This window comes from Chloroflexus sp. MS-G (assembly GCF_000735195.1).
Lineage (GTDB): Bacteria > Chloroflexota > Chloroflexia > Chloroflexales > Chloroflexaceae > Chloroflexus.
Map to the genome: position 1 here is coordinate 1 of NZ_JPIM01000140.1, position 10,237 is coordinate 10,237.

Consider the following 10,237-nt stretch of genomic DNA (forward strand, 5'->3'; position numbering starts at 1 on the left):
GGTAGCAGTAGGATGGGTCATCGCAGTTCCTCCTTGCTGTGGTAGGTGGGTCTGCCGGTATTGTAGCACAGCGCTGGGCAGCGTGCAGGGGCGAGGGTGGCAGCGCAACGGGCAGCGGGTAGTGGTATGTTCCATTCATCGTGTCTTCCTGGTGCTCAAAATGGTGCTCGATAGAGAAACCGTTTGAGCGGCCAAAAAGTTACACGAAAAAACGCGGTAATTGCGGAGGACGATGCGGAGCGTGGGCACGACGTGGTGTCCAGTTTACCCTGGTGCAGCGCCAACGCGCAGGGGCACCCGCGTTGGAAACCCTCTTCCTCCCACCTTGTGGAAGAACGAGATTGAGACGAGTTTGAAACCCATCCTTTTAACACCTGACGTGTCCACGCCAACGTGTTACACAACTGTTGGTATAATACCGCCATGCGTTATACGAGTTACCTGTTGCTTGTTATTGCCATCGCGTTATGTGGCTGTACGGCTCCACCGCCGTTGTCGACTCCTACGCCAGAGCCAACACGTTTGCCAACAGTCATTCATGCAATACCGACACTCGCAACGGCTACGCCAGAATTAACCCCTGTTCCGACCTCAACACCAACCTTGATGCCAACGGCAACACCGCTGCCCGCAGTCCATCCACTGTTCGATCCACAACGGCTAAGCTACGACCACAACTTCAGTGGTCCTGAGATTCAGGCATTCCTAGAGGCGCGTAACAGTCCTCTGGCGACAGCCCGAATATCTATCGGCAATCGTAGTCATTCGTTTACCGATGTGCTGGTCTCATTAAGTAATCTCTACAGTATCAGTCCACGTTTATTGCTAAGCCTGATGGATCTGCAAAGTGGCGTTCTGAGCACATCCACCCCAAGCAGCGAGCAGTTAGCCTGGGCTGCCGGATTTCAGGGCGATAACGGGAGTCGACGTGGCCTGTTTGCTCAGTTGCGTTGGTTGACCCGTGAACTGCGGGCTGCCTTACGTGATTATGCTCTGCTCGATGGAACTGCGCTCCCGCCGTTGAATTTTGTCAATGGGAGTGTACTTGCTGTACCGTCAACGATTGACCTCAGTCGCTATGTGCTGAGTCGGGCGTTAGCACCGACGACGACTCCTGATCGGCTCGATGCGCTGCTAGCAGGAGTGGCGCCGACGTATCAGCGATTATTTGATCTTGATCCACGACTGGCGCCAACTGACTGGCCGCCATTGGCCGAACCCTTTCTCAGCCGACCTTTTGAACGCAACTTCCCGGTGACCTCTTTTTTCGATCACGACGCTCCTTTTCTGCGGCCTAACGGCTCACTGCATACGTTCTGGGGGCGTGCCGAAACCAACCCGGCTTTTGCCTACGATGGTCATACCGGTTGGGATTATGCAATGGGACCACCAGATCGGGTACTGGCTGCTGCACCCGGTTTGGTCGTCTTCGCTGGCTACTCTGATGATGGCTGTAAGACCCCGGCTGGTGCAGTGATTATCGAGCATGGCAATGGCTATCGCACGCTCTACTGGCACCTGGCCCGCGTGGATGTGACGGCTGGTCGGACTGTTGAACGCGGTGCCGTCATTGGTATTGCCGGTGATACCGGCTGCGCCCGCGGTGCTCATTTACATTTTCAGGTGCAATATCTGGGACGTGACGTTGATCCTTACGGTTGGTGTGGCGCCGATCCTGATCCGTGGGCCAATAATCCGGTTGGTCAGATCAGCGTCTGGCTGTGGGTTGATATGCCTTCCCCTTGTGCGCCACCACCACCGGGGGTTGTCATCGTTGATAACGGTGATCCAGGTTTTCGGCGCAGCGGCGACTGGCAAACGGTAGATACAGGCTACGGCGGAAGCGCTCTGTTTGCTCCGTCTTACCTGACGAGTAGCATCACCCGTCCCTGGCGTTTCAGTGATTTTGCCGCGCCACAAATTGCTCTCTGGCAACCAGAACTCCCCGCTGTTGGGCAGTATCGGGTGCTGGCTTATATCCCGTTTGCTCTCAATGGCTTTGATGACTCACGTGAAGCCAGGTTTTTAGTGCGTCATCGTGACGGCGAAACGATTGTGACCGTAGATTTAGAGGCCGAACGAAACTGGTGGGTAGATTTGGGTGTCTTCACCTTCGATCCCTCGCTATCGCCACTGGTGGCAACCGGCACGACAGCCGGTGATCGGCGACGTGGGATTTGGGCCGATGCGGTTGCTTTCATCCTACTCACCACATCCATCCCTACGACGCGCTAAAGATGAGATCACGGCGGTTGAAAGCGTAACAGGCCAGGCCGAGAAAGGCCAACAACAGCAAACCTTGCGCCAACAGGTTGGCCCAGGCTGAAGCATGATCGAGGTTGCCAATAATACTAAGCTGATACCCGTAAAAGATTGGCACGAGTGGCCCACTTAACAGAGTTTGAAGTGCCCGCAAAATGGTAACCAAGAAAGGGTTTATCTGCTCGATCTGATTGAGAAGCGGCCCACCAACAACATTACTCGATAACGCCAATGCGATCAAGGTGAGTACGAAAAGGCGCCAGCCAGTACTCAAAATAAGTGGTGAGAGAAGCAACGTGAGAGCCGATACAAGACTAATGTTAAGTACGAGTGGTAATGTCGCTAAGACCCATTTGATTAGATCGAGTTCGGCTACAGGGTTGAACAGGGCGACTAACAGGCAGAGGATGCCGTACATGGTCAGCACTGCCGAACAGGAAGAGCAAAATAGGCCGATTAGATATACACCACGACTGACATTATGAGAGAGGATGATGTACGCTTGAGGTCGATCTCCCATCCCGATAATGGCACTGGTTATCAGTGCGGCTAATACCGGCCCAAAGAGACCCGACACAGTGAAGAAATGATCGGCACGGATTGGTGTTCCGGTGGGTCGAAAGAAGACAACAAAACTGGCTATTACCATTCCCAGCTCGAGCAAGAAGCGACCCGAACGTAGATACTCGAGCAGAAAAAAGCCGCTAAGCAACGACACCTGTTCACTGCGTTGGATCATTGGTTGCCATCCTTCGGATCGGTTGGGTTGGTAGCCTGACGTTGCAATAATCGCTTCAGAAGCGGATCAACCTCGTCGGTTGGGGTTGGTGGAGGCATATCGCGCAATAATACCTGTAGCGGAGGTTTTCTGGGCACAAGCAGATTATCAACCGCTTCACCACGTACTGTTCGCATGTAGATTTGGGCCAGGCGGCTCATTTGCGGTTCTAACGCATGAATTGGCACGTTGGCCTCGATCAGTACTTGCAACACCCTGGCCTGTAACTCAGGGGTATGTGGGTTAATCACGACAACCTGCTCATCACAGGTAACTTCTTGTCCAATCATCTCAAGCTTTTGCCGCAGCGGTAAATCAAGCGGTCCTGTTCGCACAGCGATACTTCCGGCTACTTGCCGCACCTCGGCTACGTTGACCTCTAGTGCAATGTGCCCATTGGTTAAAATGCCTACTCGGTCACAGAGATATTCAACTTCGGCCAACCGATGCGTGCAGAGGAAGACCGTATGACCACGCTGTCGGACATCGTTGAGGAGCAAAAGCAATTCTTGCTGACCGTCGAGGTCTAATCCACTTGTCGGTTCATCGATGAGCAACAGATCGGGATCGGTCAAGAGCGCCTGTGCAATACCCAGACGCTGAAGCATTCCTCTTGAGAAGGTACGAAGATACCGATGGGCAACGTCTGCTAATCCGGTCAGCTTCAGTAACTCGTCGATCCGTTGCCGTAATTGTGCCTCGGGAATCCCATCACAACGACCGAGGAAGGTGAGATATTCACGGGGTGTACAGAAGCTGTGATAACGCTGACGTTCTGGTACATAGCCGATTAAACGGCGCTGCGCTTCCAGATCGGCACTGCCCAGGATGCGAATCCGTCCGCTATCAGGGTGGAGAAAGCCAAGCAATAAGTGGATGAGCGTTGACTTCCCGGCACCATTGGGGCCGAGCAAGCCATAGACTTCACCCGCAGTTACGCGCAGATTGACCCCGCGCAACACCGAGACATGACCGTAGCGTTTGGTAAGTCTGTCAACTAAAATAACATCGGTCATGGTGCGGCTCTCCAGAACATCGTGCTCGAAGCAGTTATCTTTGGCCCAACACAGATACGATCAGCGCCAGTATCGCCAGGCTACCGGCGCCAAGCAACGTCGTGCGGAGGGCTGATGGGACACTCAGGCGTGGTACACGGCCTTGTAACCAGCGTAACACGAGCGCGGTTCCAGCACTCCCCCCCACGATGGCGAGTAATCCGAGCCAGGGTGGCAACAATGCGAGTGGTAAACTTCCCAACCAGCCCGCAGCGATCAACGCCGCAGCCACGGTGTCGCGGGCAAATGTAAGTTCCCACGCCAGACGAGTTGCCAGTCCCGTAGTAATACCTTGTGGCCCCAGCGATGGTTCAGGACCAAATGGCCCCCAGTTGATAGCGGCTGGTAAGCTTAACAATGTGCTGAGCAAGATAAGCCCATGACCAATGCCAGACCACCCACTTACCGCGTCAGCAATTGCCAAACCGGTTGCAACCGCCCCCCATAGTATCGTGCGGCCCAACATACTGATCTGCGCCTCACGAACAGCCGCCCGTACAAGATGAGGTGCCCCTGCCAGTAACGCCGGTAAAAACGGCAACCATGCGGCAAATTCGAGTAAGACCCATGCACCTAACCAACCAAACGGTATCGGCCATGGGTGCCATGGCCACGGCAAACAGGCTAGCCCGCCGGCAACCAACACCAACGAAGCCCAAACGAGGCTACCTATCAGGCCAGGTGAGAATCGCAGAATGTCCTGAAACGGCAATAGCCGATTAGAGAGCAAGCGATAACTCATGCTTAACCCGATAGCAAGTAATCCACCCGGATATACCAGAAATGCAACTAACCCCGCCACTATCATGCCCGTTGCACATCCTCTCTGCCACTTCACATTACATCGCGCTGATCACTGCCAGACTGCGTACCGCCGCTTCAATGGTTGGCAACAATAGGCTGGGGAAGATACCGATTATCAGCATTGTTACCAGTAAACTCCCGATCAACCACCTTGCGCCCCATGGTTCACGAGGGAGCCGCATCGGGGGAGGGCGGTCTACCTCTGTTTCGCCAAGCAGCAACGATTCAGGAACGGGTGTTCTGGTACGTGGTCCGATCAGGTATTGCACCGTCAATTGAACCAGCGCCAGGGTTGCCAGTATCATTGCGATGAGCAGAACGAATAATTCACCCCAACCGGCTTTTGCTGCCGCCTGAAGCGTTAGCAGATAACTTGTACCACCTGGCAATGGTAGCCATCCGATGAGCGCTAGCCCGCCACCCAATAACCCGGTGCTAGCGATTGGCCGACGCCAGAGTAAATCGGTATGCGCTGGCTCAGAAGGTCCCCCGGTTGGATATTCTATCATTTCCAGACTGATTAAAATGGTTGTCACAGCTAGCGCAAGATTGATCACCCCGAACATCGCCCCACTCAGGCCCGCCAGCGACAATGAGGCGAAGCTATAGAATATGATACCGCAATGACTGGTGATCAGGTAAGCAATCCGTTGTCGCAGCGTTGATGCAGTGAGGGCAAGAGCAGCAGCCAGGAACGCACTGATCGAGGCCCCAATCCGCAGCACATTAAGGGCCTGTCCACCATCGAAGATCAGAGTCGGGAAACTCTGGAGCGTTAGTAAAAAGACTAGCAAACTCGCCGGAATGGGAAGCGCAATGATTAACACTGCGGCCAACGATCCGGCGTATCCTACCAGATCAACCAGCCAGGTATGAAACGGTGTCAGCGCCATCCGCAAAGCAAAACCGGCTGCCAGTAAGGCTAGAATGAAGCGTGCCGGTGAAATACGACCTGGTAATTCGCCCGGTCGAAAAATATCGGTGAGGACGTAGGCCGCATAGAGCAGAATACCGGCAATGACCATCAACACCAGATACTTTAAGGCCGCGACTAATGTCTGTCGGCTGATCAGTACACCAGCTCCAACCGGTAGATCAACGATTGCCAGCACCGCAGTAAGCCCCATTGCCACCAACACCAGAGCCGTGACAAACGAGTCTTGCATGACGAGAATGGCAACCGTTTGTGCAATGATCAGTAACCCGGTGGCACTAAAATTTTCGCCGTGGGGAAACAATAAGGCGGCGATCAGGGTCACAATCCCAATGCTCAGAAAGAGAAACAGAAAAATTTGATGCAGCGGGCTGAGGAGGAGCGTAACCCCTAACACCCGTATCGGATCATCGACACGCACCTGCATGGCGAGGAACAGTTCAATGACAAGTGTCCCGATCGCCAGGCTCACGGCGATGCGCGGTAAACGACGTAGCAGAAAGATGCTAAACGCCATGCTGATCGGAAAAAAGATGAGCAACAGGTACAGCATAATTATCCGCGGTATAGCTCACTGATCGCGAGCGTCTTTAACCGCCCATACACTAAGCCGGCCAGATAGGCAACGGCTAGAGCTAACAAGATTTGCACCACACTGAGCAGTAAGAGCGGCATGATCTTTAAGCCACTTGCCGTTGGCGAACTAACCACCGCACTATACAAGAGATCAATCCCGCTCATGCAGAGCAGCATGCCCAGCCCAATTTTTAACACATCACCAGCAGTCGCCATTGCCAGCACACCACTGAGCACCAGCCAGTACCAGGCAAAATCAAGACCTGGACTGGGAGCGATGGGATAAATGATCGGGAGCATTAGACTCGCCACCAGCCCGGCAATGCCCGACCAAAACGGCAAGATGTAGTCATTCAACCGTGACGTTTCTGCCGAACGTTGACGAACAGCCGCCCGCAGGGCGCGACGAAGTTCGGCCTGACCAAACTCGTCAAGACCTTCCAGGCCGTAGTCACGCGAGAAGGTTAACGCGGTTACCCCGAGAATAAGCGCTGTACAGATGCCGATGATGATCTTGATTAATGCTAACGAGCTAAAGTTGAATTGCGCGATGTCGGCGGGCACGAAAGGTTGTTCATTGAGCAAAAATGCTAATGCAATATAATTCAGCATAAGCAAGCCGACGGTTGATCGCCAGTCGCGCAATAGTAAGATACCACCAGCCGAGATCGCGATCAGAATAATCCAAAGATCAATGCTCATAGAAGATAGTCCTTGATCTACTGTGCCATCAGGATGAGTATCGCCAGCAGTGCAACCATAACGCCGAAGAGATAGTATCGCTGCTCAAAGATGATCATGACGGTATGGAACAGACTGGCTATCCAGTCAAGCCCTCGACTGATTAGGCTCAGCGTCGTGCGTGCGTCAGCTACCTCACTCAGACCGTATAATAGTTCTCCCATTCCCTGCCAGGTTGGGGTTACGGCAGGGTCTTCTACACGGGCCGTCTGATACGGATTGTCTTGGCGTAGCAAAAACCAACATACCACACCCAACAACACTGTCAGCCCGATCAACGGCCATGCAACTGGTTCGGCAGGGAGAGCAGGTGGCGCAAACGACGCCCAGCTTAACCAGAGGGGCCACGCCAGCCACGGCGCCAGGCCGATCAGGATCAACGGCGCAAGGATGAGCGTTCCTAACCATCCTTCTGGCCAAAATCTGGTCGTTGTCTGCCGACCTTGCCAGCAACGAAAGAGGAGCGGTAATCCGCTGGCAAACCCCAGGACAGCAGCCGCAAGTAACGGGCCGATCACCCACCCATAATCGATGGTTGCTGCTTCGATCAGCCAACGCCAACCCCAAAAGCTCCATACAAACGGGAGACCGGTCGCAATTGCCGTCGTGACCAACCAGAGGAAGCCGATCAGCGGTAGCCGTATAGTAGGTTGCGTCCCGTCGAGAAGATCAGAACCTTGTTGACGTTCGATAGCGGCTCCGACAAGCCCACCCGCAATTGCGTGTAATTGCAAGGCCGGAAACAGTGCCGCTGCCGCCAGACTAGCTAACGGGTAGTTAAGAGCAGCCGCGCAGATGATGACCCCAGCTTGCAGTGCGCCCTGCCAATGCACCAGTTCGCGCCCAGAGGCAGCGTTAAGTGCGCCAAAGGCAGCCCCCAGTGCCCCAAAGGCGCCAATGGTAACCAGGATATGACTGGTGGAAGCCGGTAAAGGCGGTAACTGGAGGAGGGCACGTACAATAAATCCTAAGCCGATGGTTGGTAAGATCAGACCAGCCCCAAGAGCACCGATCAGAGCCGGAGCAGTGACAAAAGCTCGCCGTGCCCCGTGAAACGGTGGTGCACCCGCCAGCGCCAGGGCGCCAAGCAGGGTTAATCCAACCAACACAGTTGGCGGTAAGATGTCAGCCGGTACGAGTGCTGTAGATACCACCAGACCAGCACCGGTCACGAAGGCTATTCCGCCACCAACTAAATGAGGCGGTAATTGGTTTGGTTTCGGATCGACCCCAGATGCTACCAACGCCCCATGCGTAGCAATGACGGCCACTGCCCAACTGAGCGGTGTTAGAAAACTGAGCGGAGGGATCGTCAGGCTAAGCAATGCCGCACTCAGCGCGAGCAGCAACCACCCGAAAAGCGCACCGAATCCTTCTGCGTCTGCCGAGACACTCAGTGCCAGGGCAAGGAAACCAATCGTCCCTGCAAACAAAAGTGCTATCGCAAATATTCGTTCACTGAGATCAGGTGGCGTTGGTAGTACAACTGGCACTGCGCCGATAGTGAAGAATGGTTCCACAGGGGTTATTGTCACCGGGTCGAGCACAACACCTAGCGTTGCCAGACCGGTAACCAACGCGGCCAGGAATGCTAATCGGCGCGTGATGCCAATCTGCGCCAGACTGAAGCAAAACGCAGCTCCGGTGAGTAAGCTGATAAAACTAACGGTAAGACCCATGCGTCCTCGATCCTGCAATCGCCGAGCGCGACGGATATGGTACAAATCATTAGCGTTTCAGTATCATGTACGCCGTAATTGTACGCTTACCAACACCAAACTAACTGCGACCGATCAGGTATGTGGCTGCCTGCCAACATGTGGTACATGGATCGGTCGAAATCGCGATCAGCAGTGCATCATCAATCGCAGCCTGTTGCAACAACGTTCGCGCTAGCAGCCGATCAAGTTGCGGCCCAATCCCAATCTGGACCTCAGTCAACTGTCGGCCATCACTGCACACAGTATAACGCAACGGTCCTCGTGGGGCTTCAACCGTTACGATGGCTTCACCGGCTTGCAGCGCAAGCTCTTCATATACCGCACCGATTGGCAGATTCTGCAACCAGCGCGAAACCAGACGTAACGATTCTATTGCTTCGAGCAACAAGACTACTGCTCGCGCATGCACATCACCGCCCTCTTCTACCACCAGCTCTGGTGTCAAGACATGGTACGCAGCGTAGGGTGCATGGATGCGGAGATCGGTTTCGACACCACTGGCCCGCGCCAATGGTCCTGCCAAACCAAACTGTCTGGCAGCGGTGGTGTGTAAGGTTCCGATGTCCACCGTTCGGGCCAGCAGCGAGCGCCGCGGAATACTCTGCTCGGCGACTGTAATCATCTTCGGTAGCAGCTCATTGACCGTCTGCGTAATCTCGCTTAGCGTGTGATCGGCAGGTGGATTGGCTAATCCACCCGGACGAATGTAAGCAGTCTTACTGTTACCGGCCAGGCTAACGAGCATCGAACGCAGCCTGGTCTCAAGTCGACTGAGACGTGCAGCATCATTTAGACCAAGCGCCATCGCCAATGCGGCTAACGTGTTGATGTGAGAGGCAGCACGCTCGAGTTCGGCGAACAAGACACGTATGGCCTGAGCACGTAATGGCGGCGTTACACCGGCCAGTTGTTCAATCGCCAGACAAAATGCTAAGGTATGGGCGACACTGCAATAGGGACAAACACGGCTGGCAGCACTCAACGCTCCTTCCATACCGCCCTGCACAAGCCGACGCGCATACGTGCCATCACCTACCGCAGGGCGATAGTCCACATCGACGATACGCTCGCCGTGCACAACGAGCGTCAAGCGCTCGCCGTGCCAGGCACCGGCTATCGGATGGAGTGTCAGTTGATATTTCAAAGGCCCTCCTTTTCCTACCGCGGCGCATTATACCACGCTCATATAGATTAGCACATGGCGTCGTTCGATCCACCCCGATTCCACCTATCAATCCACCTTGAGATGGGGTGCGAATATTGTGAAGATGTGCTACTGTATAGATGCGTCGAACTGACCGCCGACGCCATGCACAACACCTGAGACTGTCAGTTTTGTGAACAGCCTGGGTGTTTTTATCATTTA

General features: G+C 54.4%; 8 protein-coding genes. 1 reads left to right on the forward strand and 7 read right to left on the reverse strand.

Annotated features, from left to right (window positions below; translation table 11 throughout):
• The first annotated feature begins 423 nt into the window (after positions 1 to 423).
• Positions 424 to 2,235 carry a peptidoglycan DD-metalloendopeptidase family protein gene (locus JE47_RS0117920; RefSeq protein WP_031461070.1) on the forward strand — a complete coding sequence of 604 codons (1,812 nt, stop codon included), beginning with the start codon at positions 424 to 426 and terminating at the stop codon, positions 2,233 to 2,235.
• On the opposite strand, the gene JE47_RS0117925 is transcribed toward JE47_RS0117920, so the two are convergent.
• The 7 genes from JE47_RS0117925 to JE47_RS0117955 form a co-directional block, all read right to left on the reverse strand.
• The gene (locus JE47_RS0117925; RefSeq protein WP_031461071.1) at positions 2,222 to 3,001 is read right to left on the reverse strand and encodes a hypothetical protein; all 780 of its coding nucleotides are present in this window, start codon (positions 2,999 to 3,001) and stop codon (positions 2,222 to 2,224) included. The two genes, JE47_RS0117920 and JE47_RS0117925, sit on opposite strands and share 14 nt — an antisense overlap.
• Positions 2,998 to 4,056 (reverse strand): ABC transporter ATP-binding protein, encoded by a 1,059-nt coding sequence (locus JE47_RS0117930; RefSeq protein ID WP_031461072.1) that lies wholly within the window; start codon positions 4,054 to 4,056, stop codon positions 2,998 to 3,000. The genes JE47_RS0117925 and JE47_RS0117930 overlap by 4 nt, the downstream gene beginning before the upstream one ends.
• A gap of 34 nt (positions 4,057 to 4,090) precedes the next feature.
• Positions 4,091 to 4,903, reverse strand: coding sequence for a hypothetical protein (locus JE47_RS0117935; protein ID WP_031461073.1), 813 nt, complete (start codon positions 4,901 to 4,903; stop codon positions 4,091 to 4,093).
• A 31-nt stretch (positions 4,904 to 4,934) separates the two neighbouring features.
• Positions 4,935 to 6,386: a proton-conducting transporter transmembrane domain-containing protein gene (locus JE47_RS0117940; protein ID WP_031461074.1), complete on the reverse strand. Its 1,452-nt coding sequence runs from the start codon at positions 6,384 to 6,386 to the stop codon at positions 4,935 to 4,937.
• A gap of 2 nt (positions 6,387 to 6,388) precedes the next feature.
• Positions 6,389 to 7,111: a hypothetical protein gene (locus JE47_RS0117945; RefSeq protein WP_031461075.1), complete on the reverse strand. Its 723-nt coding sequence runs from the start codon at positions 7,109 to 7,111 to the stop codon at positions 6,389 to 6,391.
• A 17-nt stretch (positions 7,112 to 7,128) separates the two neighbouring features.
• Complete coding sequence (locus JE47_RS0117950) at positions 7,129 to 8,829, reverse strand: hypothetical protein (protein ID WP_031461076.1); 1,701 nt, start codon at positions 8,827 to 8,829, stop codon at positions 7,129 to 7,131.
• Positions 8,830 to 8,929: 100 nt separating this feature from the next.
• The gene (locus JE47_RS0117955; protein WP_031461077.1) at positions 8,930 to 10,015 is read right to left on the reverse strand and encodes an NADH-ubiquinone oxidoreductase; all 1,086 of its coding nucleotides are present in this window, start codon (positions 10,013 to 10,015) and stop codon (positions 8,930 to 8,932) included.
• Positions 10,016 to 10,237 lie beyond the last annotated feature (222 nt).